General features: G+C 68.4%; 28 protein-coding genes. 15 read left to right on the top strand and 13 right to left on the bottom strand.

The annotated features are described in order from the left end of the window. Nucleotides 1-76: 76 nt before the first annotated feature. Genes A5713_RS19380 through A5713_RS19370 form a run of 3 tightly spaced genes read left to right on the top strand, consistent with a single transcriptional unit; the run spans nucleotide 77 to nucleotide 2255 of the window. Nucleotides 77-688: an acid phosphatase gene (locus A5713_RS19380; protein ID WP_067926801.1), complete on the top strand. Its 612-nt coding sequence runs from the start codon at nucleotides 77-79 to the stop codon at nucleotides 686-688. Continuing rightward, nucleotides 685-1782: an isochorismate synthase MenF gene (locus A5713_RS19375; RefSeq protein ID WP_068098027.1), complete on the top strand. Its 1098-nt coding sequence runs from the start codon at nucleotides 685-687 to the stop codon at nucleotides 1780-1782. Before A5713_RS19380 ends, A5713_RS19375 begins: the two co-directional genes overlap by 4 nt. Next, nucleotides 1779-2255 (top strand): GNAT family N-acetyltransferase, encoded by a 477-nt coding sequence (locus tag A5713_RS19370; RefSeq protein WP_068098026.1) that lies wholly within the window; start codon nucleotides 1779-1781, stop codon nucleotides 2253-2255. Before A5713_RS19375 ends, A5713_RS19370 begins: the two co-directional genes overlap by 4 nt. On the opposite strand, the gene A5713_RS19365 is transcribed toward A5713_RS19370, so the two are convergent. After that, nucleotides 2207-2647, bottom strand: a complete 441-nt coding sequence (locus tag A5713_RS19365; RefSeq protein ID WP_082973040.1) for a hypothetical protein — start codon at nucleotides 2645-2647, stop codon at nucleotides 2207-2209. The genes A5713_RS19370 and A5713_RS19365 overlap by 49 nt on opposite strands. Nucleotides 2648-2735: 88 nt before the next feature. On the opposite strand from A5713_RS19365, the gene A5713_RS19360 reads away from it, so the two are divergent. Together A5713_RS19360 and whiB1 are read left to right on the top strand one after the other, a co-directional pair. Further along, the gene (locus tag A5713_RS19360) at nucleotides 2736-3707 is read left to right on the top strand and encodes a diacylglycerol kinase family protein (protein WP_067926811.1); all 972 of its coding nucleotides are present in this window, start codon (nucleotides 2736-2738) and stop codon (nucleotides 3705-3707) included. 282 nt (nucleotides 3708-3989) lie between these two features. Beyond that, a complete protein-coding gene (gene whiB1 / locus A5713_RS19355) occupies nucleotides 3990-4244 on the top strand; it encodes a transcriptional regulator WhiB1 (RefSeq protein WP_007168139.1) in 255 nt (84 codons plus the stop codon). A 69-nt stretch (nucleotides 4245-4313) separates the two neighbouring features. Here the strand turns inward: whiB1 and A5713_RS19350 are convergent, their stop codons facing one another. Continuing rightward, nucleotides 4314-5813: a sensor histidine kinase gene (locus A5713_RS19350; RefSeq protein ID WP_067926813.1), complete on the bottom strand. Its 1500-nt coding sequence runs from the start codon at nucleotides 5811-5813 to the stop codon at nucleotides 4314-4316. A gap of 52 nt (nucleotides 5814-5865) precedes the next feature. After that, nucleotides 5866-6081, bottom strand: a complete 216-nt coding sequence (locus tag A5713_RS19345; protein ID WP_067926821.1) for a biotin/lipoyl-binding carrier protein — start codon at nucleotides 6079-6081, stop codon at nucleotides 5866-5868. Between the two features lie 207 nt (nucleotides 6082-6288). Here A5713_RS19345 and A5713_RS29745 point away from each other — a divergent pair, with 207 nt between their 5' ends. After that, nucleotides 6289-6363, top strand: coding sequence for a 50S ribosomal protein bL37 (locus tag A5713_RS29745; protein WP_011728008.1), 75 nt, complete (start codon nucleotides 6289-6291; stop codon nucleotides 6361-6363). A 6-nt stretch (nucleotides 6364-6369) separates the two neighbouring features. Here the strand turns inward: A5713_RS29745 and rsrA are convergent, their stop codons facing one another. Both rsrA and A5713_RS19335 read right to left on the bottom strand, forming a co-directional pair. Then, a complete protein-coding gene (rsrA, locus tag A5713_RS19340; RefSeq protein WP_067926816.1) occupies nucleotides 6370-6672 on the bottom strand; it encodes a mycothiol system anti-sigma-R factor in 303 nt (100 codons plus the stop codon). Next, on the bottom strand, nucleotides 6669-7316 hold the full coding sequence (locus A5713_RS19335; protein ID WP_068098025.1) for a sigma-70 family RNA polymerase sigma factor: 648 nt from the start codon (nucleotides 7314-7316) through the stop codon (nucleotides 6669-6671). The genes rsrA and A5713_RS19335 overlap by 4 nt, the downstream gene beginning before the upstream one ends. Before the next feature lie 305 nt (nucleotides 7317-7621). Here A5713_RS19335 and A5713_RS19330 point away from each other — a divergent pair, with 305 nt between their 5' ends. Together A5713_RS19330 and A5713_RS19325 are read left to right on the top strand one after the other, a co-directional pair. Further along, complete coding sequence (locus tag A5713_RS19330; RefSeq protein WP_068098024.1) at nucleotides 7622-8470, top strand: NAD(P)-dependent oxidoreductase; 849 nt, start codon at nucleotides 7622-7624, stop codon at nucleotides 8468-8470. Between the two features lie 13 nt (nucleotides 8471-8483). After that, on the top strand, nucleotides 8484-8972 hold the full coding sequence (locus A5713_RS19325) for a YbaK/EbsC family protein (RefSeq protein ID WP_068098023.1): 489 nt from the start codon (nucleotides 8484-8486) through the stop codon (nucleotides 8970-8972). On the opposite strand, the gene A5713_RS19320 is transcribed toward A5713_RS19325, so the two are convergent. Genes A5713_RS19320 through A5713_RS19310 form a run of 3 tightly spaced genes read right to left on the bottom strand, consistent with a single transcriptional unit; the run spans nucleotide 8969 to nucleotide 13028 of the window. Further along, nucleotides 8969-9790, bottom strand: coding sequence for an alpha/beta fold hydrolase (locus tag A5713_RS19320; RefSeq protein WP_231980524.1), 822 nt, complete (start codon nucleotides 9788-9790; stop codon nucleotides 8969-8971). The two genes, A5713_RS19325 and A5713_RS19320, sit on opposite strands and share 4 nt — an antisense overlap. Nucleotides 9791-9822: 32 nt before the next feature. Further along, entirely contained in the window at nucleotides 9823-11514 is a 1692-nt protein-coding gene (locus A5713_RS19315) for an alpha/beta hydrolase (RefSeq protein WP_068098022.1), read from the bottom strand. A 2-nt stretch (nucleotides 11515-11516) separates the two neighbouring features. Next, the gene (locus A5713_RS19310) at nucleotides 11517-13028 is read right to left on the bottom strand and encodes a long-chain fatty acid--CoA ligase (RefSeq protein WP_068098021.1); all 1512 of its coding nucleotides are present in this window, start codon (nucleotides 13026-13028) and stop codon (nucleotides 11517-11519) included. A 140-nt stretch (nucleotides 13029-13168) separates the two neighbouring features. Between A5713_RS19310 and A5713_RS19305 the strand changes: the two genes are divergently transcribed. Continuing rightward, nucleotides 13169-14395 (top strand): CdaR family transcriptional regulator, encoded by a 1227-nt coding sequence (locus A5713_RS19305; RefSeq protein ID WP_068098020.1) that lies wholly within the window; start codon nucleotides 13169-13171, stop codon nucleotides 14393-14395. Nucleotides 14396-14406: 11 nt separating this feature from the next. On the opposite strand, the gene A5713_RS19300 is transcribed toward A5713_RS19305, so the two are convergent. After that, a complete protein-coding gene (locus A5713_RS19300) occupies nucleotides 14407-14979 on the bottom strand; it encodes an HdeD family acid-resistance protein (RefSeq protein ID WP_068098019.1) in 573 nt (190 codons plus the stop codon). Between the two features lie 177 nt (nucleotides 14980-15156). On the opposite strand from A5713_RS19300, the gene A5713_RS19295 reads away from it, so the two are divergent. Next, the gene (locus A5713_RS19295) at nucleotides 15157-15399 is read left to right on the top strand and encodes a hypothetical protein (RefSeq protein WP_068098018.1); all 243 of its coding nucleotides are present in this window, start codon (nucleotides 15157-15159) and stop codon (nucleotides 15397-15399) included. 6 nt (nucleotides 15400-15405) lie between these two features. Here A5713_RS19295 and A5713_RS19290 read toward each other — a convergent pair whose 3' ends face one another. Next, nucleotides 15406-16167 (bottom strand): SOS response-associated peptidase, encoded by a 762-nt coding sequence (locus tag A5713_RS19290; protein WP_068098017.1) that lies wholly within the window; start codon nucleotides 16165-16167, stop codon nucleotides 15406-15408. A gap of 44 nt (nucleotides 16168-16211) precedes the next feature. Here A5713_RS19290 and aroA point away from each other — a divergent pair, with 44 nt between their 5' ends. Both aroA and rsgA read left to right on the top strand, forming a co-directional pair. Then, nucleotides 16212-17504, top strand: a complete 1293-nt coding sequence (aroA, locus tag A5713_RS19285; protein ID WP_102418597.1) for a 3-phosphoshikimate 1-carboxyvinyltransferase — start codon at nucleotides 16212-16214, stop codon at nucleotides 17502-17504. Beyond that, complete coding sequence (gene rsgA / locus A5713_RS19280; protein WP_068098015.1) at nucleotides 17501-18481, top strand: ribosome small subunit-dependent GTPase A; 981 nt, start codon at nucleotides 17501-17503, stop codon at nucleotides 18479-18481. Before aroA ends, rsgA begins: the two co-directional genes overlap by 4 nt. Here the strand turns inward: rsgA and A5713_RS19275 are convergent. Then, entirely contained in the window at nucleotides 18468-18941 is a 474-nt protein-coding gene (locus A5713_RS19275) for a helix-turn-helix domain-containing protein (protein WP_067918908.1), read from the bottom strand. The two genes, rsgA and A5713_RS19275, sit on opposite strands and share 14 nt — an antisense overlap. A gap of 94 nt (nucleotides 18942-19035) precedes the next feature. Here A5713_RS19275 and A5713_RS19270 point away from each other — a divergent pair, with 94 nt between their 5' ends. Genes A5713_RS19270 through A5713_RS19260 form a run of 3 tightly spaced genes read left to right on the top strand, consistent with a single transcriptional unit; the run spans nucleotide 19036 to nucleotide 21793 of the window. Continuing rightward, on the top strand, nucleotides 19036-20211 hold the full coding sequence (locus A5713_RS19270) for an acetyl-CoA C-acyltransferase (protein WP_068098014.1): 1176 nt from the start codon (nucleotides 19036-19038) through the stop codon (nucleotides 20209-20211). Between the two features lie 5 nt (nucleotides 20212-20216). Further along, on the top strand, nucleotides 20217-21305 hold the full coding sequence (locus A5713_RS19265; protein WP_068098013.1) for an NmrA family NAD(P)-binding protein: 1089 nt from the start codon (nucleotides 20217-20219) through the stop codon (nucleotides 21303-21305). Further along, nucleotides 21302-21793, top strand: coding sequence for a DUF302 domain-containing protein (locus A5713_RS19260; protein ID WP_068098012.1), 492 nt, complete (start codon nucleotides 21302-21304; stop codon nucleotides 21791-21793). Before A5713_RS19265 ends, A5713_RS19260 begins: the two co-directional genes overlap by 4 nt. A gap of 40 nt (nucleotides 21794-21833) precedes the next feature. Here A5713_RS19260 and A5713_RS19255 read toward each other — a convergent pair whose 3' ends face one another. Together A5713_RS19255 and A5713_RS19250 are read right to left on the bottom strand one after the other, a co-directional pair. Continuing rightward, nucleotides 21834-22931, bottom strand: coding sequence for an amidohydrolase family protein (locus A5713_RS19255; protein ID WP_082973042.1), 1098 nt, complete (start codon nucleotides 22929-22931; stop codon nucleotides 21834-21836). 142 nt (nucleotides 22932-23073) lie between these two features. Beyond that, on the bottom strand, nucleotides 23074-24138 hold the full coding sequence (locus A5713_RS19250; RefSeq protein WP_068098011.1) for an aldo/keto reductase: 1065 nt from the start codon (nucleotides 24136-24138) through the stop codon (nucleotides 23074-23076). Between the last annotated feature and the right edge of the window lie 94 nt (nucleotides 24139-24232).

Genomic DNA, 24232 nt, shown 5'->3' with positions numbered 1-24232 from the left:
TGCCCATCCTGACATGTTCGATCGTCCAACGCTGCGGCCGACGGGCCCGGCATGTCGTCCGGCAGAATCGGTCGATATGGGCTTGCACAACCATCGACTGGTCCTCCTCCGCCACGGGGAGACCGAATGGTCGAAATCCGGCCAGCACACGGGGCGGACCGACCTCGAGCTCACCGACACCGGCCGCGTCCAGGCCGAGCTCGCCGGCCGCGTCCTGCGCGAACTGAACCTCACCGACCCGTTGGTGGTCAGCAGCCCGCGCATCCGCGCGCTGACCACCGCCAAGCTGGCCGGGCTGGCCGTCGACGAGGTCTCTCCCCTGCTCGCCGAATGGGATTACGGCTCCTACGAGGGCCTGACGACACCCCAGATCCACGAATCGGTCCCCGATTGGCTGGTCTGGACGCACGGATGCCCCGGCGGCGAGAGCGTGGCCCAAGTCAGCGAACGCGCCGACCGGGCCGTCGCGTTCGCGTTGGAGCACATGGAGTCGCGCGACGTGGTGTTCGTGGGGCACAGCCACTTCTCCCGCTCGGTCATCACGCGCTGGGTGGAGCTGCCGCTCGTCGAGGGCAGCCGCTTCTGGATGCTGGCCGGCTCCCTCGCCGTGTGCGGTTTCGAGCACGGCGTGCGACAGCTCGCCGCGCTCGGCCTGACCGCCCAGCCGCAGGCGATCAAGCCCGGGTGAACCACGAACCGCCGTTCGCGCTGTGCGGACCGACGCAGACCCTGGTTGCCGACGGGGTGCGGGAGCGCTACCACGACGCGGCGGCCGCGCAGGACGCGCTGCGTTCGGGCTCTGTGCCAATTGTGTTGGGCGCGTTGCCCTTCGACGTGGGCCGGCCCGCGGCGCTGCTGACGCCCCAGGCGGTGCGCCGCAGCGACGCGCCGCCGGACTGGCCGAGCGACCCGCTGCCGGCGGTGCGTGTCGCCGCCGCAGACCCGTCGCCGGACGACTACCGCCGCCGCGTCGCCCGCGCGCGCGACGAACTCATCGCGCCCGACAGCCCGCTCAGCAAGGTCGTGCTGTCCCGAGCGCTGCGACTGGTCGCCGAGGGCCCCTTGGACGCCCGCGTCATCCTGCGCCGGCTCATCACCGCGGACCCGGCAGCATACGGTTACCTCGTCGACCTGACCGGCGCCGGCGACGACTACGCCGGCGCGGCGCTGGTGGGCGCCAGCCCGGAGCTTCTGGTGGCGCGCTCCGGGGACCGCGTCACGTGCCGGCCGTTCGCCGGTTCGGCACCCCGCGCCGCCGATCCCGACGTCGACGCTGCCCACGGCGCCGCGCTGGCCGGTTCGGCCAAGGACCGGCACGAGCATCAGTTGGTCATCGAGACCATCCGCACCGCGCTGGAGCCGCTGTGCGACGAGCTGACGATCGCCGCCGAGCCCGAGCTGAGCCGCACCGCGGCGGTGTGGCACCTGTGCACACCGATCAGCGGACGTCTGCGCGAAACATCCACCACGGCAATCGATTTGGCCCTTGCTCTGCACCCCACACCGGCGGTCGGCGGGGTGCCGACCAAGGCCGCGGTCGAACTCATCGCCGAGCTGGAGGGCGACCGCGGGTTCTACGCGGGGGCGGTGGGCTGGTGTGACGCGCGCGGCGACGGCCGCTGGGTGGTGTCCATCCGCTGCGCGCAACTGTCGGCGGACCGCCGCAGCGCGATCGCCCGCTCCGGTGGCGGGATCGTCGCCGAATCCGACCCCGATCAGGAAGTCGCGGAAACTACAACGAAATTCGCCACCATCCTCAACGCGTTGGACGTCAAGCAATGACCATTCGCCGCGCCACGCCCGAAGACGCCGGTGCGATCACCGAAATGATTCACGCGCTGGCCGAATTCGAACACGCCGCGGATCAGTGCACTGTCACGGAAAAACAAATTGCCGCAGCGCTTTTCGGCGCCACCCCGACGGTGTATGGGCACCTTGCGGAGGTCGACGGCGAGATCGCCGCGATGGCGCTGTGGTTTCTCAACTTCTCCACCTGGGACGGCGTGGCGGGCATCTACCTCGAAGACCTGTTCGTGCGGCCGGGGTTTCGCCGTCGCGGCCTGGCCCGCGCGCTGTTCGCGACCCTGGCGGCCGAATGCCTCGACCGGGGCTACACGCGGTTGTCCTGGGCGGTGCTGAACTGGAACGCCGACGCCATCACGCTGTACGACGGGGTCGGCGGCGAACCGCAGCGCGAGTGGACCACCTACCGGCTGTCGGGCCCCGGGTTGGCCGAGCTGGCCGAATCGCGCTGATCGCCGCCGGCGGCCCAGCGCACCCCCTGCGGGCTGAAGAGCAGCCCCAACACGGCCAGCGCCACGAGGCCCGCGGGAATCCCGAAGACGGGCCGGTGCGAGTCGACCGTGAGGTACCACGCCACCGGCAGGAGCAGCAGCTGGGTGATCACGGCAAGCCCTCGGCCCCAGCGCTTGCCGAGCGTCAGCGCGCGCCCGGCGGCCAGCACCACCGCCCCGACCACCAGGAAGAACAGGGCGGTGCCGAGCCCGTTGACCACGTGCTGGTCGGCCCCGGCGATGCCGCGCACCACCAGCACGACCGCCATGACCAGCGCGGCCACCCCCTGCACCGCCACCAGAAGGCCGGCGCCGCGCACAGCGGATGGGACGCCCCCCGGGTAGCGGCGCAAACCTGTCACCCGCGTCAGCGTAGTCACCCGCGGCGGCGGGGCGTTCCCCACAGCGTCGCCTTAAGGCTCCCGCATAAGCTCGTGCCTCATGCGCGCCGTGCTGATCGTGAACCCCACAGCCACGTCCACCACCCCGGCCGGTCGCGACCTGCTGGCGCACGCGCTCAAAAGCCGCCTGCAGCTCACCGTCGAACACACCAATCACCGCGGTCACGGCACCGAACTCGCGGAGAAGGCGGTCGCGGACGGCGTCGACCTGGTCGTGGTGCACGGCGGCGACGGCACCGTCAGCGGGGTCGTCAACGGCCTGCTCGGCCGTCCCGGCGCCGCTTCTGGACCGATCGGTCCGGTGCCGGCGGTCGCGGTGGTCCCCGGCGGTTCGGCGAACGTGCTGGCGCGGTCGCTGGGCATCTCCCGGGATCCGGTGGCCGCCACCAACCAGCTCATCCAGCTGCTCGACGACTACCACCGCCACCACATGTGGCGCCGCATCGGCCTGATCGACTGCGGCGAGCGGTGGGCCGTGTTCAACACCGGGATGGGTGTCGACGCGGAAGTGGTCGCCGCGGTCGAGGCCGAACGCGACAAGGGCGGGAAGGTGACCGCGTGGCGCTACATCCGCGCGGCGATACCCGCCGTGTGGGCTTACACCCGCCGTGAACCGATGCTCACCCTCGAACTGCCCGGCCGCGAACCCGTCACCGGGGTCAGCTTCGCGTTCGTGTCCAATTCCAGCCCCTGGACGTTCGCCAACGACCGGCCGGTTTGGACCAATCCCGGCTGCACCTTCGAGACGGGCCTGGGGGTTTTCGCGCCCACCACCATGAAAACCATCCCCACCCTGCGGATCGTGCGGCAGATGTTCGCCAAGCGGCCCAAGTTCGAGTTCGACCACCTCATCACCGCGGACGACGTCCCCTGCGTGCGTGTCACGTCGACCGGCGGCCCGGTCGCCTGCCAGTTCGACGGGGATTACCTCGGGGTGCGCGAAACCATGACGTACCGGGCGGTGCCGGACGCGCTGGCCGTCGTCGCGCCGCCTCGAAAAAATCCGCTCTGAGCTGCGGCGACGAAGCCGCCGCGGGCCAACAGACGAAGCTTTTCCGCAAGAGTGGCCAGTCAGTGTAGTACAACTGTGTAAGGGCTCGGCTACGGAATGATCAAAGTGAGATAGCCCACGAGCTAACTCGGTGCTATTGACTTCTGTTGAGCCTGTGAAACGATCAAAAGGTTGCATGCAGAAATTTAGATAGGGGTACGGACCCTTTTCTTGTGCACGCGTTAACAGCCGAAGAAAATTGGCCGTGCGCCTTGCTGCGCACTCAGTGAGGAGTAAGAACGTATGGATTGGCGCCACAAGGCGGTCTGTCGTGACGAGGACCCGGAGCTGTTTTTCCCGGTAGGGAACAGCGGCCCGGCGCTCGCGCAGATCGCTGACGCGAAACTGGTCTGCAATCGGTGCCCGGTGACCACGGATTGCCTGTCCTGGGCCCTGAACACCGGCCAGGACTCGGGCGTCTGGGGCGGCATGAGCGAAGACGAGCGGCGCGCACTCAAGCGTCGCAATGCCCGGACGAAGGCCCGTAGCGGAGTCTGACCCAGTCAGAGCAAATAGTGCGGCCTCGACGAAAGTCGGGGCCGCACTATTGTGTGGGTCGCGCGGCGCCTACAACGCCAGGCGGGTCCGCCGACCGATCGGCACCCGCAGCACCACATCGGTGCCGCGGGACGGGGCCTGGCGCATGCCCAGCGTGCCGTCGAGTTCCGCCGACACCAACGTCCGCACGATCTGCAGGCCGAGGCTGTCGGACGTCTCCAGGCTGAAGCCCTCCGGCAACCCGCGGCCGTCGTCGTGGACGACGACGTCGAGCCAGCGGGCCGACCGCTCGGCGCGGATGGTCACCGACCCGGCTTCGGCCGCCGGGTCGAACGCGTGCTCGATCGCGTTCTGAACCAGTTCGGTGATCACCATGATCAGGGCCGTCGCGCGGTCGGAGTCCAGCACACCCAGGTCACCGACCCGGTTGATCCGGATCGGCCGGTCCACCGACGCCACGTCGTTCATGATCGGCAAGATCCGGTCGATCACCTCGTCGAGGTTCACCTGTTCGTCGACCGACATCGACAGCGCGTCGTGCACCAGGGCGATCGACGAGACCCGCCGCACCGACTCGATCAGGGCTTCACGCCCTTCGGCGTTGACCGTCCGGCGGGCCTGCAGCCGCAGCAGCGCCGCCACCGTCTGCAGGTTGTTCTTCACCCGGTGGTGGATCTCGCGGATCGTGGCGTCCTTGGAGATCAGCGCCCGGTCGCGGCGCTTCACCTCGGTGACGTCGCGGATCAGCACCGCCGCCCCGGCGCCACCGCCGTTGACCACCAGCGGCAGCGTCCGCAGCAGCACCGTGGCGCCGCCGGCGTCGACCTCCATCCGCATGCTCTTCCCGCCGGCCAGCAGGTCGAGCACGTGCTCGGCCAGCTCCTGGGCCTCGAAGGGGTCGGAGATCAGCGGCCGCGTCACCTTGACCAGGTTGCGGCCCTCCAGCTCGCTCGTCAGGCCCATCCGGTGGTAGGCCGACACGGCATTGGGGCTGGCGTACGCGACGACGCCGTTGACGTCCAGCCGGATGAAACCGTCGCCCGCCCGGGGCGTGGAGCGGGACATGACGACATCCCCCACGTCGGGAAAGGTGCCGTCGGCGAGCATGTGGACGAGGTCGCTCGCACACTCCCGGTAGGCGGTCTCGAGTTGGCCGGACGTGCGGTCGGCCGCGCCCGCGGTTTGATGCCGGGTGAGCACGGCCACCACGCTGCCGCCGTACCGCACCGGCGAGGCCTCGACGTGTGGGCCGGGCAGCAGCGAATCCTCTTGGCCCGCATCGTAATTGCGCTGTGGCGCGCCGAACTCGAAAGCCCCGGCCACCAGCGCCAGCCGGTCGGCGGCGACGACACTGCCCACCGAGTCGGTGAGCAGCACCGTGGGCGCGGTGTTGGGCCGGCACTGCGCCACGCACACCAACATGCCGTCGTCGCGGCGAACCCACATCAGGTAGTCGGCGAACGACAGGTCCGCCAGCAGCTGCCACTCCCCCACCACCGCGTGCAGGTGGTCCACGGCGTTACCGGGCAGCACGGTGTGTTCGGCAAGCAGATCACCGAGCGTCGACATCACTCACTCCCCGGGCATCCCCGGCAACGGACGGGTCCAACTGTTTCGGGGGCTAGCTGATCACGGCAATCAGGTCGCCCGCCTGGATGACATCGCCCACCGAGACGCTCACCTTGCTGATGGTGCCGTCGACCTCGGCCAAGACGGGAATCTCCATCTTCATCGACTCCAGCAAGACCACGACGTCGCCTTTGCCGATCTGGTCACCCTCGCTCACCACGACTTCGAGCACGCTGGCCACGATCTCGGCGCGGACATCCTCGGCCATCTTCACCCCACTCGTTTCGGCCATTGCGAGGCCGGCTGCTGGTCATCAAGCTTCCGTCAGGCTCGGTGTATATCGAACCACAGGACCGCGCTTCCGGCCGCGGCGCACGGGCCGTTGTCGCCGCCGTCGACTTCCGTGAGAGACTGTGCGGCAGGCTCACGGGCGCCGGGCGCCCGGATCAAAGACCAATCAACGGAGGATTCGACCATGGCCAAACGAGGCCGTAAGAAGCGCGACCGCAAGCACAGCAAAGCCAACCACGGCAAGCGGCCCAACGCCTGAGGACCGTTACTGCCTCTCGCGGATGATGGTGGTCCGCCGGATCTCCAGCCGTAGCCGCTCGCGCAGGCCTTCCGGCGCCTTCTCCCCCCGGCATTTGGTGGCGATCAACGCCTTGATCCGTTCCTCGAGGCCGTAGTGCTTGAAGCAGCCCGGGCACGCTTCGAGGTGGCGGCGCAGCTGGTCCCGCGATTCGGGCGTGCATTCCCCGTCGAGCAGGAGCCAGACCTGCCGGATCACCTCGGCGCAGCCGACGGCGCCATGAGCGTCGTCGTTGGGGCACGTGTCGCTCGGGCTGGAAAACTCGCTCATGACGACACCTCCTCGTGCGCCTGGTGGCCGCGGTTGAAGCCCCGCTCCTTGGCCACGTCAGCCAGCAACCCACGCAGTTGACGGCGGCCGCGGTGCAGCCGTGACATTACCGTCCCGATGGGTGTGTCCATGATCTCGGCGATTTCCTTGTAGGGGAAGCCCTCGACATCGGCGTAGTAGACGGCCATCCGGAACTCTTCCGGCAGCGCCTGCAGCGCCTCCTTGATCTCGGTGTCGGGCAGCGCCTCGAGCGCCTCGACCTCGGCCGAGCGCAGCCCGGTGGACGAGTGCTCGGCGTTGGACGCCAGTTGCCAGTCGGTGATCTCCTCGGTCGGGTACTCGGCCGGCTGGCGCTGCCTCTTGCGGTAGCTGTTGATGTAGGTGTTGGTCAGGATGCGGTACAACCAGGCCTTGAGGTTGGTGCCCGCCCGGAAGGAACGAAACCCCGCGTACGCCTTCACCATCGTCTCTTGCAGCAGGTCTTCCGCGTCGGCCGGATTGCGCGTCATGCGCAGCGCGCCGCCGTAGAGCTGGTCCAGCAGGGGGATCGCGTCGCGCTCGAAACGCGCCATCAGCTCCGCGTCCGTCTCCTGCGGGGCGGGATCGGGAAGCTCGCGTGCTGTCGCGCCGTCTGTGTCGGCCATCTCGATAACCCCGGTCCCTTCTGCTGCGGTGTCGCCGGGCGGCACTGAAAGCGCCACCGGGCTTGCAGGAAAGCAAGCCAACTGCTCGGCACCACCCATTGGACGGTCCAACAGGCTCGTCGCCGCTGACACCAAACCGCTCCTCCCAATCTAGAGGCTGGCACCGACAGTGTCTGCCCGGGTGCGCCCCATAACATCAGAGACCGCTTGCTTCAACAGCGGCGGCCGACGTGCTCATTCCCACCGAATCCGGGGCCGCCCGTCCCCCGGTCCGGGCGCGCGCGGCCGGACGTTAATGTGACGCCATGTCCCTGAATGGCAAGACCATGTTCATCTCCGGCGCCAGCCGCGGTATCGGCCTGGCGATCGCCAAACGCGCCGCACAAGACGGTGCCAACGTCGCCCTGATCGCCAAGACCGCAGAACCGCACCCCAAGCTGCCGGGCACGGTCTACACCGCCGCCAAGGAGCTCGAGGAGGCGGGCGGGCAGGCCCTGCCGATCGTCGGGGACGTCCGCGATCCGGAATCCGTCGAATCCGCGGTGGCCAAGACCGTCGAGCAGTTCGGCGGCATCGACATCTGCGTCAACAACGCCTCGGCGATCAACCTGGGGTCCATCACCGAGGTGCCGATGAAGCGGTTCGACCTGATGAACGGGATCCAGGTGCGCGGCACCTACGCGGTGTCGCAGGCCTGCATCCCGCACCTGAAGGCCGCGCAGAACCCGCACATCCTGACGCTGTCCCCGCCGGTGCTGCTCGGCAAGGAGTGGCTCAAGCCGACCGCGTACATGATGGCCAAGTTCGGCATGACCCTGTGCGCGCTGGGGATCGCCGAGGAGATGCGCGAGGCGGGCATCGCGTCCAACACGCTGTGGCCCCGGACGCTGGTGGCCACCGCCGCGGTGCAGAACCTGCTCGGCGGCGACGAGGCGATGGGACGCGCCCGCAAGCCGGAGGTGTACTCCGACGCGGCCTACCTCATCCTCAACAAGCCCGCCCGCGAGTACACCGGCAACACCTTGTTGTGCGAGGACGTGCTGGTGGAGTCCGGCGTCACCGACCTGTCGGTGTACAACTGCGTGCCCGGCGGCGAGCTCGGCGTCGACTTTTGGGTCGACGGCGTGAACCCGCCGGGATACACCGGTCCCTAGCGGGGGCGCAGCGGTGGCCCGCGCCGCCACGCCGGCGCTGGCGGCGCTGACGAAAGCCGGTGTGCCGCACCAGGTTGTCAGGTTCGATCACGATCCGCGGGCACGCTCGTTCGGCGACGAGGCGGTGCACGCGCTGACAAAGGAGCGTGGCATCGCGCCCGAGCAGATCTACAAGACCCTGGTCATCGCGATCCCCGGCGGCCTGGCGGTCGCGATTCTGCCGGTGCCGGCCCGCCTTTCGCTGAAGGCGGCCGCCGCGGCGCTCGGGGCGGCCAGGGCGAGCATGGCCGAGCCCGCCGCCGCCGAGCGGGCCACCGGCTACGTGCTGGGCGCCGTGTCGCCATTCGGGCAGCGCAAGGCCCTGCCGACCGTTGTGGACGCGGGCGCGCAGGCCTGGGATCGGGTGTACTGCAGCGCCGGGCGCCGCGGCTGGGACGTCGGGGTGTCACCGCAGGACCTGATCCGGTTGACGAATGCGGTCACCGCAGAGATCCACGCCTAGGAGCGTTCGCCCGCCTCGCTCAGAAAGCCCTCGATGACGGGAGCGAGTTCGGTCGCGTTGTGCACGATGTCGATGTGACCGCCCGAATGCAGGTGGAGAATCGCATGGGGCAGCAACCTGTGCAGGATGTGGGCGTTGGCCACCGGAATGATCGGGTCATCGGTGCCCGACACGATCAGCGTCTCCTGTCGCACCGCGGGCAGCGCGAACAGGCTTGTCCAGACCGACCCGGCGAGCAGTTGGTGCAGGTAGCCCATCTTCGAACCGGCGTGCAGCTGCCGCACGAACAGCTTCGCCACGTCTTCACCGTGGGCGCGGACGGTGCCGCCGTAGAGGTCGCCGGCGATCGAAGCGGCGTAGTTGGGATCCGAGAACCGGCGCGGGGTGGCCATTTTCGCCAGCACGAAGGGGCTGGCCGGCACCATGAGGATGCCGGTGCCCGTCGCCACCAACACCATGCGCCGGCATCGGCGCGGGTTCTGGAACGCGAACTGCTGCGCCAGCGCGCCGCCCCAGGACAGCCCGAAGATGTCGACCACGCCGATGCCGAGTTTGGACAACACCCGACCCAACACCCAGGCCAGATAGGGAAACCCGTAGGGCAGGGGCGAGGTCGGCGACCCCCCGGTGCCCGGCACGTCGAACCTCACCACGGTCATCGGCAACTGCTCGACCAGCGGATCGAGCACCTCGAGGCTGGCGCCGATGCCGTTGCACAGCACCAGCGGGACCCCCGTTCCCCGACGGACGTTGACCCGGATTCGCTGCCCGCCGGCGCTGAGATAGCGCTCCTCGCCGATGGTGCTCGGCGTTACCACGCGCAGGCGCCTCTGCGGTGCGCGACCCTTGCTCACTTTTCCATCACATAGCCGCCGGGAGCCGGTCCCAGAGGTGGAAGACCCTCGCCGCCAAGGGCTTTCGGGGCATCGACCTCCGGGCCGCTGCGCTCGGCGAGCCACTCCACGTAGTCCGGCCACCAGGAGTCTGTGGACTGCTGTGACGACTCCAGCCACTGCTGCGGATCCTCGACGTCGACCGGACCGGTCCGGTAGGAAGCCTTGGGGTTGCCGGGCGGGTTGACCAGAGCCGCGATGTGGCCGCTGGTGGACAGCACGTACCGGTTGTCCTTGCTGCCGAGCAGCCGTGCGCTGCGGTAGGTGGCCTGCCAGGGCGAGATGTGGTCGGCCACACCGCCGACGACATAGGCGTCGGCGGTGACCTTCGACAGGTCCACCGGCGTCCCGAGCATCTCGACCCCGCCAGGGGTGACGAGCGCGTTCCGCACGGCCATCAGCACCATGTCGCGGTGTAGCGCCGCCGTCATCCGGGTGGTGTCGGCGTTCCAGAACAGCACGTCGAACGGCGCCGGCTTGCGACCCTGGACGTAGTTGTTCACCCAGTACCGCCACACCAGGTCGGTCGGCCGCAGCCAGGCGAACATCTCGGCCATGTCGCGTCCGTCCAGGTAGCCCTTTCGGGCCGAGACCCGGACCGCCGCCTGGGCCGCGCGGTCGCTCATCACCGCGGCAGCCAGGCCCGCCCGATTCTCGTCCAGCACGGTGACCGACAGGTTCAGGCCGGCCACCCGATCGCCGTAGCCGATCTCGGCCAGGTGGGCCGCGGTCATCGCGGCCAGGATGCCGCCCGAGCAGGTGGCCAGCAGGTGGGCGCGGTCGGTCCCGCTGATCGTCTCGACCGCGTCCATCGCCTCAATGATCGCCGCCCCGTAGGCGTCGAAGCCCCAATCCCGGTGCCGCTTCTGCGGATTGCGCCAGGAGATGACGAAGACCTGCTGCCCCTGCGCGACGAAGTACTCGATCATGCTGCGCCCGGGCGCGATGTCCATGATGTAGTACTTGTTGATCACCGGCGGCACCATGAGCAGCGGGACCTCACGCACCTTCGCGGTCTGCGGGGCGTACTGGATCAGTTCGAACATCGACGTCCGCAGCACGACCGCTCCCTTGGTGAGGGCCAAGGTCTCGCCCACGACGTAGGCGTCGGGTTCTACCATCGCGGGCACCCGCGGCTTCGAAAGCATGTCCCGTGCAAAGGCTTTGAGGCCCCGCAGCGCGCTCAGGCCGCCGGTGTCGATCGCCGCCTTCCAACCCAGCGGGCTGATCAGCGGGTTGTTGCTGGGGGCCAGGCCCTCGACCAGATTGTCGACGACGAAGCGCATCCGCTCCTGGTCCCGCCAGTCCAGCTGGGCGTCGGCGAGCAGCCCGTCGGCGGTCTCCGCGCCGGCGAGGTAGGCCTGCATGATCCGGTGCAGCACCGGGTTCTGCTCCCAGGCCGGGTCGGCGAATCGCTTGTCGGCCCGCGCCGGCGCCCGGTGCGAGTTGCCCGCGGCGACGGCACCGAGCTCGCGCGTGAGCGCACCGATCCGGCCGGCCACCGCGCCGGGCTGCTTGGCGAGGCTGACGGCGAAGCGGGTCCAGGTGTCGTCGGGCAGCATCCTGCTGACAAACGGCTTGGTGGCGCTCGTCAGCAGCAGGTCTAGCGGGACGGCGAGCTCGTCGGGCTTGGCGGTTTTGGTGATCATGGTTATCGCGTGCTTTCTGTTGCGGGAACGGTGATGTCGCGCTTCTGGACCTTGCCGGTGGGTCCCTTGGGCAGCGCGTCGACGAGCCACACCAAACGCGGGTACTTGTACGCGGCCACGCGCGCCTTGACGTGCTCGACCAGTTCGTCGGTCGTCACGGCGGTGCCGTCCTTGAGCGCGACGGCGGCGCCGACCTCCTCGCCGAGGAAGTCGTGCGGGACGCCGACGACGGCGGCTTCGGCCACCGCTGGGTGCTCGTAGAGCACTTCCTCGATCTCGCGCGGATAGACGTTGTATCCGCCGCGAATGATCATGTCTTTGGTCCGGTCGACGATGTAGAAGTAGCCGTCGGAGTCGACGCGTCCGACGTCGCCGGTGTTCAGCCAGCCGTCGGGCGTGATGGCGGCCCGTGTCGCGTCGGGCAGGTTCCAGTAGCCCTTCATCACGTTGTGGCCGCGGATCTGAATCTCTCCCGTCTGGCCCTGTGGCACCTCGGCGCCGCCCATGTCGACGACCCGCATCTCGACACCCTCTATCGGGGTGCCGATCGAGCCGGCCTTGCGCGGTCGATCGGGATGATTGAAGGCGGCGACGGCCGTACTCTCGGAGAGCCCGTAGCCCTCCAAAACCGCGCATTCGAAGGCCTTCTCGAAGTCCGTGAGGACCTGGACGGGCAGTGCCGCCCCGCCGGAGGCGCAGGTCCGCAAGCTCCGCATCGCGCCCGTCGATGCCTTGTCCGCCACGCCGAGCAACGCCGAATACATGGTCGGCACCCCCTCGAAGATCGTGACGGCGTCACGCTCGATCACTTGGAGGGCTTTGAGCGGGTCGAACCGAGGAATGAGTGTCAGCATGGCACCCGCGCGGACCGAAACGTTGAGCCCGCAGGTGAGACCGAAGACATGGAAGAGGGGCAAGCAGCCCATCACCACATCGTCCGGCCCCGCCTCGAGCAGGGTGCGGACGCCGACCTCGGCATTGCGCCCGAGATTGCCATGAGTAAGCATGGCGCCCTTGGGTTTTCCAGTGGTGCCCGAGGTGTACACGATGACCGCGACCTCATGGTCGCCGCGCTTGACCGCGGTCGTCTGCTTGGGCACGCCGGCGATCAGCTCCGTCAGGCCCGGGTCATCGACCAGCCAGCACTGCGCCCCGACGTGCGCGGCGCCAGCGGTGGCCTCCGCGGCGAAAGCCAGCGTTGCGAACAGTGCGGTGGCGCCGCTGTTCGACAGGTAGTAGGAGATCTCCCGTTCCTTCAGCAGCGGGTTCATCGGGACCGCGACGGCGCCGCGGTACATGATGCCGTAGAACGCGACCGCGAAGGCCGGTGTGTTGGGCAGCATCACACCGACCCGATCGCCGGGCCGGATCCCCGCCCGTTCCAGCAGCGTCGCCACCCGAGACGCGGCGGCGTGGAGTTCGGCGAAGGTGAATGTCAGGTCGTCGCAACGCAGCGCGATGCGCTCAGGGTGCCGTTCTCTCGACGAGATCAGGTTGTCGCTCAACGCGGTCATGGACGCTCCGGATTTGTTGTAGTGCCTGTCTAAAGCGTGATTGCACGCAGCTAGCGCCACAATGTCCGCGCTGACAACGACCAGGCCCGTTTGGTGTTACCGCCCACATTCGCCCGGGCACTGGCCTAGGGTTTTCGCGTATGGGCGTCGCATCGCAGCCCTGCGCCGCGCCAAGCGGCGACGCAGTCGACCCGCAGGTGGTCCGACTGGGCAGGCTCATGCTGGCCAGAGCCCCCGAATTGGGCAGGGCGATGGCAGAGGTGCTGTGTCGCGAGATCGACGCGTACCGCGACGGCGGCCTCGTGACGACGGACCAGGTCGCCGAAAGTTGTGCAGCCAACGTCACTTTCATCTTCCACGCGCTCGCCGGCGACACAGATGTCGACGTTGCTCCGGCGGAGCGAACCGGAGCCGAGCGCGCGCTCGCGGGGGTGCCCCTACCGGCGGTCATGACCGCGTACCGGATCGGTTTCCGGTTCATGTGGGAGCAGACGCTCGCCACCGCCAGGGCCGAGCGCATACCCACCGATTCGATCCTGGACGCGACCTCGCGGGTCTTCTTCGCGCAGGAGACGTTCACCGACGCGATGAGCGGTGCGTACCGCCAGCAGCTGACCGCGCAGATGTTTCAGCGCGAGGAAGAGCGGTCCGCCTTGGTCGAGGCGCTGTTGTCGGGGCGGATGACCGGCGGCCACAGCCTCTGGGAGGCGGCGGAGTTGCTGCGGCTACCGACCGCGGGCCCCTACGTCGTCGTGGCCGCGGAGCTGCCGGCGATCGGAAGGGTCGGCCTGCCGGCGATCGAGAACAAGCTGTGGGCCCGGGACATCCGCTCGGCGTGGCGGCTGCTGCCCGACCTGCACGCCGGAATCGTCCACGTCCGCAATCCGGCGCCGTCCGGCACGCTCGGCACCCTGGTCGACGTGCTCGGGCACGCCGCGACGGCGCGGGTCGGCATCAGTCCCCCCTTCCATGAGTTGGCCGAGACCACCGGCGCGCTGCGGTTCGCGCGAATCGCACTGACCCAGAGGCGTTCGGGGAACTCACTCGTCACCGTCTTCGACGGGACGCCACTGGCGGTCGCGGCGGTCAGCGCGCCTGAGGTGATGGGCAAGATCAAATCGGCACTGCTGCGGCGGGTCGACGAATTGCCCGCCGAGGAGCGCACCGTGTTGCTGCAGACGTTCGGCGCCTGGCTGCAGGCGGGCGGCTCCGCCAACGAGACCGCGGCCCGAATCTACTGTCATCCCAACACGGTTCGGCACCGGCTGCGCCGCATCGAGGAGTTGACCGGCCGCTCGCTCTCGCGGCCGACAGAACTCGCGGAGCTATGCCTGGCGTTCGAGATCGACCGACAACTGCCTGAGTGAGCGGCGGACCGTCACGCCCGCAGCCGGTGGCGGATCTGGAGCGCGGTGACGACGTCGACGATGCCGATGGCGATCAGCCAGCACCCAGCGACCAGGGTCAGCACCGCGATCGAATCCTGCGGATAGATGATCAGCACTCCGCCGCCGACGATGATGATCAGGCCCGAAACGACCTGCCACCCGCGGCCGGGCAGGTGGTCGAAGGTAAGCGCCGCGGCGAGCAGGCTCATCCCGCGGAATACCCAGCTGATGCCGATCCAGAGGGCCAGCAGCCAGGCCGCCTCGAACCGGTCCCGGAAGCAGAAGAACCCCAGCACCAACGACACGACGCCGGTCAGGAACGCCAGCACCCGCATCGCCGCACCGGTGTGCGCGCCGAAAGCGGCGAACACGTAACCGATTCCGGAAACCACGAGATAGATGCCGAACAGCACACCGGCCACAAACAGCGTCTTGCCGGGCCAGGCCAGGACGATGACACCCAGCGCCACGGCCAGGATGCCGATAAAGAGGACCAGTTGCCATGCGCTGCGGGCAAGTTGCTGCAGTGGTCCCTCGAAAACAGTGTCTTCGGTGGTTGTCATGCCAATATGATTCGCCATTTCAGCGGCAAAGGAAATATCCCTCTTGACAACCGCAAGGCAACAGTTGCATTCCAGCGCATGACGATGGTTGCGCAGCGCTGGACGTTGATTGACCGCCTAACAAACGAAACCGCAAAAATCGCTTGTGATCAGCAAACACCACATACCGTTGACGACATGAAACGATCGACCAACAGACTCTTCGCCGCCGGTGTGCTGGCCTTTTCCGGGTTGATGACCGCCGGTGTGGGCAGCGCCAACGCCGACACGATTCAGACCGAGGGCAACTACCCGACCCGTCAGGCCTGCCAGGACGCCGGGCCGGGCGTGAAGGCCTCGACACCGGGCAACTGGAACAACTTCTGGTGCATTCCGGACCGCAACGTCAACGGCAACTGGAAGCTGGTCCTCAGCAACTAGAGCAGCCTAAAGAAGGCGGGCCTGCTCGGGTTCCGGGCCGGCCGGCTCGAGTAGCTCGGGCCCATTGTTGCGCACGTTGTTGACCAGCGTGGAGATCTCCCGCATGCGAACGCCGCGTACGTCGGGCGGACGGCTGAGCAGCTTTTCGTCGATCGGGGCGTCGGGGTCCAGCCAGCGATCCCACTCCCGCTCGGGCACCACCAGCGGCATCCGGTCGTGGATCTCGGCCAGCTCGCCGGGCGCGTCGGTGGTGATGATGGTGCAACTCAGCAGCGGCGACGCGTCCTTGGCAGGCTTCCACACCGACCACAGCCCGGCCATGAACAGCGGCTCGCCGTCCTCGCGGTACATGAAGAACGGCGTCTTGCGGGACTTCTTGCCCGCGACCGCGTCGTTGACGCGCCATTCGTAGTAGCCGTCCATCGGGATCAGGCACCGTTTCGACTTGGCGCTCGACCGGAACGCGGGCGAGGTGGTGACCTTGTCCGCGCGCGCGTTGATCAGCATGGGCCCCTTGGTCTCGGGCGCCCCCTCGGCGGTGGCCTTCGCCCACGGGGGCACCAGGCCCCAGCGCATCAGCCGCACCCGGCGGGTGGGCTCGTCGTCGGGGTCGGTGTGCCGGCTGACGACGGTCGCGATGGTCGAGGTGGGGGCCACGTTGTAGTTGGGCGCCCCGGCGCCCTCGGAGGTGCCGGTGGCCTCGTCGATCGCCTTGATCTTCTGGGCCAGCAGCGCCGGATCGGTGGTGACCGCGAACCGTCCACACATACCTTCCATGGTGGCAGAAGTCGGTGACACGCCATGATGGACGCGTGAGTATGTGGACGGCCCCCAGCGCGCCGAAACCGGTGCACGCGACCGTGACCGTTCCGGGCTCGAAGTCGCAGACCAACCGCGCGCTGGTGCTGGCCGCCCTGGCCGCCGCGCAGGGAAACGGCACCCCGACCATCAGCGGGGCGCTGCGCAGCCGCGACACCGACCTGATGATCGGCGCCCTGCTCGCCCTGGGCCTGCGCGTCGACGGCAGCGGGTCCGAGCTGACAGTCAGTGGCCGCATCGCGCCGGGACCCGGCGCGCGGGTGGACTGCGGCCTGGCCGGCACGGTCCTGCGCTTCGTCCCGCCGCTGGCCGCGCTGGCCGAGGCGGTGGTGGAGTTCGACGGCGACGAGCAAGCCCGGGTGCGGCCCATCGCGCCGCTGCTCGACGCCCTGCGCGGTCTGGGCGTGCCGATCGAGGGTGCGGGCCTGCCCTTCCGGGTGCACGGCAGCGGAGCGGTCGCCGGGGGCACCGTGGCCATCGACGCCTCGGCGTCGTCACAGTTCGTGTCGGGGCTGCTGTTGTGCGCGCCGTCGTTCGCCGAGGGCCTGACCGTGCAGCACACCGGCGCGACACTGCCGTCGGCGCCGCACATCGCGATGACCGTGCAGATGCTGCGGCAGGCCGGGGTCGACGTCGACGATTCCGTGCCCAACCGCTGGCGGGTGCGCCCCGGCCCGGTGGCGGCCCGGCACTGGGAGGTCGAGCCCGACCTGACGAACGCCGTGCCGTTCCTGGCGGCGGCCGTGGTCACCGGCGGAACGGTGCGTATCAACGGCTGGCCCGCGGCCAGCGTGCAACCCGCCGACCACATCCTGACCGTGCTGGCTAAGCTGAATGCCGTTGTCTCGCAGGATGACTCGTTTCTCGAGGTGCAGGGTTGCGCCGACAACGACGGCTACCCCGGTTTCGATGTCGACCTGCGCGCCGTCGGCGAACTGACCCCGGCGGTGGCGGCGCTGGCCGCGCTGGCAAAGCCGGGATCGGTGTCGCGCCTCACCGGCATCGGCCACCTGCGGGGCCACGAGACCGACCGGCTCGCCGCGCTCAGCGCCGAGATCAACCGCCTGGGCGGTGACTGCACCGAAACACCCGACGGCCTGGTGATCACCGCGACGCCGCTGCGGCCCGGCCCCTGGCGGGCCTACGCCGACCACCGGATGGCGATGGCGGGCGCGATCGTCGGGCTACGGGTGGCCGGGGTCCAGGTGGACGACATAGGCTCCACCTCCAAGACGCTGCCCGAGTTTCCGCAGCTGTGGGCGCGAATGTTGGGGTCCGATATTTGAAGCCCGGCGATTACGACGAGTCCGACGTCAAGGTCCGCTCCGGCAGGGGCTCGCGACCGCGCACCAAGACTCGTCCCGGGCACGCCAACGCCGAGGCCGCGATGGTGGTCAGCGTCGACCGCGGACGTTGGGGGTGCGTCCTCGGCGGGGACCCCGCTCGGCGGGTCACGGCGATGCGGGCCCGGGAACTGGGCCGGACCCCGATCGTGGTCGGTGACGATGTCGACGTCGTCGGCGATGTGTCCGGTCGCACCGACACCCTGGCCCGCATCGTGCGGCGCGGGGAACGGCGAACGGTGCTGCGGCGCACGGCCGATGACACCGATCCCACCGAACGCGTGGTGGTCGCCAATGCCGACCAGTTGCTGATCGTGGTCGCGCTGGCCGACCCGCCGCCGCGCACCGGGCTGGTCGACCGGGCGCTGATCGCCGCCTACGCCGGCGGGCTGACGCCGATCCTGTGCCTGACCAAGACCGACCTCGCCCCCCCGGAGCCGTTCGCCGGGCAGTTCGTGGACCTGGACCTGACGGTGGTCGCCGCGGGCCGCGACGATACGCTGCTCGCGGTCGCCGACCTGCTCGCCGGCAAGATCACCGTGCTGCTCGGGCATTCCGGCGTGGGCAAGTCCACGTTGGTGAATCGCCTTGTGCCCGAGGCGGAACGGGCCGTCGGCGAGGTCACCGACATCGGCCGGGGCAGGCACACCTCCACCCAATCGGTCGCGCTACCGCTGGCCACGTCGGGTTGGGTGATCGACACCCCGGGCATCCGCTCGTTCGGGCTGGCGCACATCGCGCCAAACGACGTGCTGATGGCCTTCTCGGATCTCGCCGAGGCGATCGAGGACTGTCCCCGCGGCTGCGGACACATGGGGCCTCCGGCCGACCCGGAGTGCGCGCTCGACGCGCTGTCCGGCCCCGCCGCCCGCCGGGTGGCCGCCGCGCGCCGGCTGCTGGCCGCGCTCAACCAGACTTAGCCAGCCGCATGCCAAGCTCGTCGGGCGGCACCTTATGGCCTTCCGCGCAACGGATTTCGACGCTCGCCTCGGCGCCACACCCGAGATGAGTGAGCCGCAGGCGGTTGCGTCCCGGCAGGTGGCGTCGGCCCCACTCGAACATCGCCCACACCACCGGCATGAAGTCCGTGCCGGCCGGGGTGAGCACGTATTCCTCGCGGCGGCGCTGGCCGGGCTCGTGATACGGCTGGCGCTTCAGCAGCCCCAGCTCGACCAGTTCGGACAGCCGCGCCGACGTGGCGGCCTTGGTGATGCCCACCCGGCGGGCGAAGTCGTCGAAACGCGTGGTGCCGTAATAGGCCTCGCGCATGATCAGCATCGCGGACTTGGTGCCCACCACCGCCATCGTCTTCTCGATCGCGCATTCGCCCACGGCGGACCAGGCATCGCGATCGGCCAGCGGCCCCTGCAGCAGTGTCATAGATCACCTCCCGATCTGGGTTGCGTTTAGTGTACCTAGATGTTTATCTGGGTACAGCGGTCTATACCTAGGCTGCAGGACTCGAGGAGGAGCCATGACCCGCGACGCCGTCATCGTCGGAGCCGTCCGCACGCCCATCGGCAAGGGCAAACCCACCGGCGCCTTGCACGACGTGCTGCCGGCCGACCTGCTTGCCCACAGCCTGCGGGAAGTGGTGGCGCGCACCGGTGTGGACCCGGTCCAGATCGACGACGTCATCGCCGGCGCGGTCGCGCAGGTCGGCGACCAGGCGGTCAACATCGCCCGCAACGCGCTGCTGGGCGCCGGATTCCCGGAGACGGTCCCCGGGGTCACGATCGACCGGCAGTGCGGCAGCAGCCAGCAGGCCATCAGCTTCGCCGCGCAGGGCGTGATTTCCGGCGCCTACGACCTGGTCGTCGCCGCCGGCGTGGAGTCGATGGGCCGCGTCCCCATGGGCACCTCGGTGCTGCCGGGCAGCAACCCGTTCGGTGACGACATGACGCGGCGCTACCCCGACGGCCTGGTGCCCCAGGGCATCAGCGCCGAACTGATCGCGGCGAAGTGGGGCTTCTCGCGCACCCAGCTCGACGAGTTCTCCGCGGGCAGCCACGACAAGGCCGCGCGCGCCACCAAGGACGGCCTGTTCGACAACGAGCTGATTCCGATCGCCGGCCTTGCCGCCGACGAATTCATCCGGCCCGGCACGACGGTCGAGACGCTGGCCGGGCTGCGGCCCGCGTTCTACAGCGAGGCGATGGCGGCCCGCTTCCCGCAGATCAAGTGGGAGATCACCGCCGGCAACTCCTCGCCGCTCTCGGACGGCAGCGCCGCGGTCTTGATCACCACCAGCGAGGTCGCCGAGAAGCTCGGCCTGCGCCCGCTGGCCCGCATCCACACCACCACCGTAGTGGGCTCGGACCCGCTGTACATGCTGACCGGGGTCATCCCGGCCACCGAAAAGGTGCTGCGGCGGGCCGGTTTGACGCTGGACGACATCGACGTGTTCGAGGTGAACGAGGCCTTCGCGCCCGTCGTGCTCGCCTGGGCGCACGACACCGGCGCCGACCTGGCCAAGACCAACGTCAACGGCGGCGCCATCGCGATCGGCCACCCGCTGGGTGCCAGCGGCGCGCGCATCATGACCACGCTGGTCAACGCGCTCGAGCAGCGCGGCGGCCGCTACGGCCTGCAGACGATGTGCGAGGGCGGCGGCATGGCCAACGCGACGATCATCGAGCGGCTGGGCTGACGGCGATGTCGTCGCCCAGCATCTCGAGCGTCTTTGTCATCGGCGGCACCGGCGCTCAGGGCATGCCCATCATCCGTGCCCTGGTCGCCGACAAGAGGTACTCCGTTCGATTCCTCAGCCGCGACCCCGACTCCCGCCGAGCGAAGGAGCTGCTCGGGCTCGACAACGTGTCCGTATTGGAAGGCTCATTCGCCGACGAAGCGAATCTGCGGCAGGGTTTCCGCGGTTGTGATGCGGCATTCGTCAACATCGACGGATTCAACACCGGTGAGAAGACCGAGATGTATTGGGCGATCCGCAGTTACGAGATAGCCATCGAAGAGGGAGTGAAATTCTTCGTCTATGGAAACCTCGATTACGGGCTCAAGAAGTCGGGATACGACTCCCGCTTCCGTACCGGCCACTATGACGGCAAGGGCCGGGTGGGCGAATGGATCCTCTTCCAGAATCGGGTGAATGGTGACCGGATGGGGGCGGCGGTCTTCACGACGGGTCCCTACATCGAGATGGTGATCTCGCCCGGGACGCCGATGACGCCTACCGTCGAGGACGGTGTCTTGACGTGGCGGGTCCCGCTTGGCGAGGGCGCGGTGCCCCATGTGGCTCTCGAAGATTGCGGATATTATGTCCGTTGGCTTTTCGACCATCCCGAGCGCGCGAAGGGCCTCGATCTCGAAGTCGCTGTGGACCACATCACCTATGCGGACCTTGCTGCGGCGTTCGAGAAGGTCACCGGACACCCGGCGCGGTACATCGACACCGATCTAGACGAGTATTGGCAGAACGGCCCCCTCAGCAGGAGGGCGGATGCGCCTGCCGGGTACAACGCGGACCCGAGCGACAAGAGCACCATGACCGTCCGGGACAACTTCACGGGATTTTGGAATCTGTGGAAATACGGAGTCGTCAAACGCGATTACGACCTACTCGATCAAATCCACCCGAACCGGATCCGGAGTGCCGAGGAATGGTTCCGCAGAGAAGACCAACTCGGAAGGGCGCTGGGGAAAGGCGGCCTGTGGGACCGGGTGCAACCGGAGAACCGGAGCCCGATCCTCAAGATTGGTGAGGATCGAAGGCTGGGGAAATTATGACCGAGACTGTTTTCGAGGGCGTGCGGGTGCGCTACGACAGCACCAAGGGCTACGACGAGCTGCTCGCCGCGCTGCTGGCCGACATCGGCGAGCGGCCGGTGCCCGTCAACGACATCGCGACGAGCACCGGCGACTGGGACTCCTATCGGGAGCGCATCGAACCCCACGCGGGCCCAAGCGGATTCATGCTGTTCGGCGTCTTCGACCACGGCGCGTGGATCACCAAGGCCGGCATCGATCGCAGGGTGGTCCGCGTCATCCTCGGCAACCCGCTGATCGCGATCACGATGCTGCGCCACGACCTGACCGCCGGCCTGTTCGCCCCGGTCGAGCTGCTGATCACCGACGAGCCGGCCGGCAGCAGCCTGACCTACGTCAAGCCGTCGTCGCTGATGGTCGTCGAACCCAATCCTGAATTGCTCGGCGCCGCACAAGAACTCGACGCCAAACTGGCGGCGCTGGCCGAAAAGGTGACCGGCGGTTGGTAACCCGCCAACGCCGCCCGACCTGTCCCTGCGTTGTGAGCATTCAGGATTTCGGCGGTTCCCCGCGGCCCAGCAGTAGGTGCTCGGCGTTGCGGTGGGCCAGTTTGGACTTATCCTCGGCGCTCAGCGGTGCGGAGTCGATGAAGGCGCGAGCGTCGCGGTAGCCGGCGGCCGCCCCGAGGAGGTCCGGACGTCGTTGTCCGAGCGCGCTGCTGTACGGGTCATCCTGGGCGAACATGAGGCGATCCGGCCCCAACACGTCGAGGGTTTGTCGCAGCATGCGGTGGCTGAACACGCCACCGGCCGTGACGTACACATTGTCGGTGATGTAGTCGAGGACGTGTCGGTCCAGGCCGTTGTCGGTATTGCTGAGCGCATCGGCGCGATCGGCGAAGGAGACGATCATCTCGCCCCAGTGGCCGAGGATGATCTGCAGGTCGGGGTGGCGGTCGAAGGTTCCCGCGAGGATGAGCCGCAACGCGGCAAGCCCGGCCTCGGCGTGCCAGCCCCACCCGCCGGTGGAGAGCATGAGGTTTGTCCCGAAGCCGAAGCCGCCGTAACAGGCTTCGCGTACGGCGGCGGGCGGTATCCCGGGATGGATGTAGATCGGTACCCCGAGCTCGGCGGCGGCCTCGAAGATCGGCCGGAAACTGCTGTGGTCGAGCAGGGTTGGCCCGGTGCGGGGAAACACCATCGCACCCACGAAGCCCAGTTCGAGGATGCAGCGGCGCAGTTCGTCGGCGGCGGCATCGGGATCCGGGGTGGGCAGGGTGGCGAACGCCGCGAAGCGGTCTGGCCGGCGCCGGACCGCGTCGGCGAGCACGTCGTTGGCGTCGCGGGCCAGGGACACGGCCAACTTCGCGGGCAGCGGTTGCGTGCCGGGAGTGGTGATTGACAGCACCTGGACATCAACGCCCGCGGCGTCCATGCGGTCCAGCCGTTCGTCGCCGAGGTCGAGCAGCCGATGACTGACGATGTCGGGACTACTGAGCCAGGTGACGGTGTCATCCCCGCCGAATTCGACCAGGGCCTCCCGAAGCTCGGCGGTCCAGGCGTGTTCCTCGACGGCGATCACCCGCGACACCTGAAAGTCGTTGTCGGGGAATGCTTGTGGCGCTTCCGCCGACGGTACCGGCGACATCACGGACCGCACCTCCTCAGCTGCAGGGTTTCGGGGCGGGCGCCCATGGGCCACGGGGCCGCATACCAATATAACCGGACTTCAGTCCGGTTATATTTCCCAGCCCAGCCCCAAGTTGCTCAGCGGGGCGGCGGCTCCGGCATCAGCGGCGCGTTTCAATCTTCAGGTCGCCAGCTGTCACGGTACGGATGTGATCGCTGGCGAGTACGTCGTGCGGGAACCCGAGTTCGATCCCGCTGGCCTGGTCGAGGCGGCCAAGGTGGTCGGTCGTGAAGTCGACTTCGAGGGCGCCCAGATTGTCATCGAGCTGAGCGGCGGTGCGGGCACCGACGATCGGTGCCGTCACGCCCGGGTTCTGCAGGGTCCAGGCGAGTCCGACCTGGGCCGGTGTGCGGTCGAGCTCGGTCGCGACCTCCTTCACGACATCGGCAATGGCAAGGTTGCGCTCGGTGAGTGCGCCCAGGGCGAAGTTGAAGCTTTTGCGGGTGCCGTCGCCAGAAGCGCCGTTCGGCCCGGTCAGGTCGCCGTGGTTGTACTTGCCGCTGAGCACGCCGCCGGCCAGCGGCGAATACGGGATCACACCCAAACCCATCTCGCGTGCCATCGGGATCAGGTCCCGCTCCCCGGTGCGCTCGATCAGGTTGTATTCGATCTGCAGCGCGACCAGCGGTGACCAGCCACGCAGGTCGGCGATCGCCTGCATGCGGGACACCTGCCAGGCCGGGGCGTTGGAGATCGCCACATACAAGACCTTGCCCTGCCGGACCAGATCGTCCAGGCCGCGCAGGATCTCCTCGACCGGCGTCCTGAAGTCCCACACGTGCAGGTAAAGCAGATCGATGTAGTCCGTATTCAGCTGCCGCAGGCTGGTTTCCACCGATGCGAACATGCTTTTGCGGTGAGCGCCCCCGGAATTCGCGTCGGCGGGGCGGCGGAGCGTGGTGTATTTCGTTGCCAACACCAAGCTTTCGCGGTTCTCGCGGGTGAACTCACCCAGCAGACGTTCGGAGCTGCCGTCGGTATAGGTGTTGGCGGTGTCGATGAAGTTGCCGCCGCGCCCGACGTACAGGTCGAAGAGCTTGCGTGCCTCTTCTCGGTCGGCGCCCCAACCCCATTCGGTGCCGAAGGTCGCCGTCCCCAGCGCCAGCGGTGAGATCCGCAGCCCGGAGCGGCCCAGCAGCCGATAGGTGTCAAGGTTGAGCGTCATTCACGTCCTCCTGCGCTTGTTTGCGTCGTCGACAACAAGCCTGCGGCCGGGGCGCACGATGGGTAAGGGAGAGAACTTCCTGGGAACACCAGTC

It is taken from the genome of Mycobacterium sp. E2497, from assembly GCF_001668695.1.
Classification (GTDB): Bacteria; Actinomycetota; Actinomycetes; order Mycobacteriales; family Mycobacteriaceae; genus Mycobacterium.
The sequence above is the reverse complement of the archived record's forward strand: the minus strand, read 5'-3'. Positions and strand labels throughout refer to the sequence as shown.

What these genes read in the sequence shown, in the direction of transcription:
- A5713_RS19380 (WP_067926801.1), top strand. Translation starts at nt 77, where the DNA reads ATGGGCTTGCACAACCATCGACTGGTCCTCCTCCGCCACGGGGAGACC.
- A5713_RS19370 (WP_068098026.1), top strand. Translation starts at nt 1,779, where the DNA reads ATGACCATTCGCCGCGCCACGCCCGAAGACGCCGGTGCGATCACCGAA.
- A5713_RS19360 (WP_067926811.1), top strand. Translation starts at nt 2,736, where the DNA reads ATGCGCGCCGTGCTGATCGTGAACCCCACAGCCACGTCCACCACCCCG.
- whiB1 (WP_007168139.1), top strand. Translation starts at nt 3,990, where the DNA reads ATGGATTGGCGCCACAAGGCGGTCTGTCGTGACGAGGACCCGGAGCTG.
- A5713_RS19350 (WP_067926813.1), bottom strand. Translation starts at nt 5,813, where the DNA reads ATGTCGACGCTCGGTGATCTGCTTGCCGAACACACCGTGCTGCCCGGT.
- A5713_RS19345 (WP_067926821.1), bottom strand. Translation starts at nt 6,081, where the DNA reads ATGGCCGAGGATGTCCGCGCCGAGATCGTGGCCAGCGTGCTCGAAGTC.
- rsrA (WP_067926816.1), bottom strand. Translation starts at nt 6,672, where the DNA reads ATGAGCGAGTTTTCCAGCCCGAGCGACACGTGCCCCAACGACGACGCT.
- A5713_RS19335 (WP_068098025.1), bottom strand. Translation starts at nt 7,316, where the DNA reads ATGGCCGACACAGACGGCGCGACAGCACGCGAGCTTCCCGATCCCGCC.
- A5713_RS19330 (WP_068098024.1), top strand. Translation starts at nt 7,622, where the DNA reads ATGTCCCTGAATGGCAAGACCATGTTCATCTCCGGCGCCAGCCGCGGT.
- A5713_RS19315 (WP_068098022.1), bottom strand. Translation starts at nt 11,514, where the DNA reads ATGATCACCAAAACCGCCAAGCCCGACGAGCTCGCCGTCCCGCTAGAC.
- A5713_RS19310 (WP_068098021.1), bottom strand. Translation starts at nt 13,028, where the DNA reads ATGACCGCGTTGAGCGACAACCTGATCTCGTCGAGAGAACGGCACCCT.
- A5713_RS19305 (WP_068098020.1), top strand. Translation starts at nt 13,169, where the DNA reads ATGGGCGTCGCATCGCAGCCCTGCGCCGCGCCAAGCGGCGACGCAGTC.
- A5713_RS19300 (WP_068098019.1), bottom strand. Translation starts at nt 14,979, where the DNA reads ATGACAACCACCGAAGACACTGTTTTCGAGGGACCACTGCAGCAACTT.
- A5713_RS19295 (WP_068098018.1), top strand. Translation starts at nt 15,157, where the DNA reads ATGAAACGATCGACCAACAGACTCTTCGCCGCCGGTGTGCTGGCCTTT.
- A5713_RS19290 (WP_068098017.1), bottom strand. Translation starts at nt 16,167, where the DNA reads ATGTGTGGACGGTTCGCGGTCACCACCGATCCGGCGCTGCTGGCCCAG.
- A5713_RS19275 (WP_067918908.1), bottom strand. Translation starts at nt 18,941, where the DNA reads ATGACACTGCTGCAGGGGCCGCTGGCCGATCGCGATGCCTGGTCCGCC.
- A5713_RS19270 (WP_068098014.1), top strand. Translation starts at nt 19,036, where the DNA reads ATGACCCGCGACGCCGTCATCGTCGGAGCCGTCCGCACGCCCATCGGC.
- A5713_RS19265 (WP_068098013.1), top strand. Translation starts at nt 20,217, where the DNA reads ATGTCGTCGCCCAGCATCTCGAGCGTCTTTGTCATCGGCGGCACCGGC.
- A5713_RS19260 (WP_068098012.1), top strand. Translation starts at nt 21,302, where the DNA reads ATGACCGAGACTGTTTTCGAGGGCGTGCGGGTGCGCTACGACAGCACC.
- A5713_RS19255 (WP_082973042.1), bottom strand. Translation starts at nt 22,931, where the DNA reads ATGTCGCCGGTACCGTCGGCGGAAGCGCCACAAGCATTCCCCGACAAC.
- A5713_RS19250 (WP_068098011.1), bottom strand. Translation starts at nt 24,138, where the DNA reads ATGACGCTCAACCTTGACACCTATCGGCTGCTGGGCCGCTCCGGGCTG.